General features: G+C 75.6%; 1 protein-coding gene. It reads right to left on the bottom strand.

Translation table 11 applies throughout. From position 1 onward, the window contains the following. On the bottom strand, nt 1-1,197 hold a 1,197-nt coding region (locus FNQ90_RS23895), incomplete at both ends, for a methyltransferase (RefSeq protein WP_182608248.1).

Raw genomic sequence — 1,197 nt, forward strand, 5'->3', positions numbered from 1 at the left:
TCACCGGGGCGAGCACCGCGGCGATCGCCCCGGGGTCGGGGCGCCGGGCACCGGGGCGGACCCGACCCGCGACGACCCGTTGTCCGGCCGCCCGGGCCAGGGGGTGGTCGGCGGCCGGGAGAACGGGCAGCGGGTCGAAGCCGGCCGCGTCCAGCTCACCGGCCCACTCAGGGCCGGTGAGGAAGACCCGGTCCTGCCCGGCCCGGAGGTCGGTGAACCAGGTGCGTTCCGTCGGGCGGGCCGACATCAGGAAGTACATGGAGGTCAGTGCCTGGTGGTGTTCCGCGCAGGACTCGACCAGCACCAGGAGGCCGTCCGGGGCCAGCAGTTCGCGCAGGGCGGCCAGGGCGCGCCCCACGTGCCGGGCGTTGTGCAGGACGTTCGCCGCCAACACCACGTCCAGGGAGCCGTTCGCCAGACCCTGCGCCGCCGGGTCGGCGTCGATGTCGAGGAGGCCGTAGCGCAGTCGTTCCCCGAACTGTGCCCGTCCCTCGGTGAGGAAGTAGCGGGAGACGTCGGTGAACAGGTAGTCGACCGGAGCCCCGGCCAGCGCCTCGAGGACGGCGCCGGTGGTCCCGCCGACCCCGGCCCCGACCTCCAGCACCCGCAGGGGCCCACCGGCGCGTCGGTGGGCCTGCCCCGCCACCAGCTTCGCGGCGGCGGTGTTGGCCCACCGGCTGGGGGCGCTGTCGCGGTAGTTGCCCCGGGCGGTCGCGGAGTCGCCCTCGGGGAAGAGGAGTTCCTGCAGCGCCACCCGGTCCCTCAGCAGCAGGGGGAGCCGCTCGGCCGAGGCCAGGAAGAAGCGCGTCATCGCCGGTGGGTAGCCCAACCCCCGGCTGCCCTCCTCGACCGTCCGGCGGGATCGGGCCACCTCCACCCGGTCGGGAACGACGAGGTCGTGGAAACGCCCCGTGTCCGGATCCCGGCGCAATCTCCCCTCGATCGTCAGGGTGTCGAGCCAGCGCCGGACGATCCAGGCGTGGCGCGGGCGCGCCTCCAGCGCGGCCACCACCTCCTCGGCGGTGTGGGCGGCGCCGTCGCGGAACAGGCGGGCGCGGTCCAGGGTTCGGGCCATCGACAGCAGCGCGGTCTCGTCCAACAGGCGCATGAACCCGGGCAGCGCCCCGAGGTCCTCGCCCGCGACCGCGTCGTCCGCCGCCACGACGGCGGACGCCGGCGACGGGGTGGGGTCGGGGG

The organism is Streptomyces alkaliphilus (genome assembly GCF_014141535.1).
Classification (GTDB): Bacteria; Actinomycetota; Actinomycetes; order Streptomycetales; family Streptomycetaceae; genus Streptomyces; species Streptomyces alkaliphilus.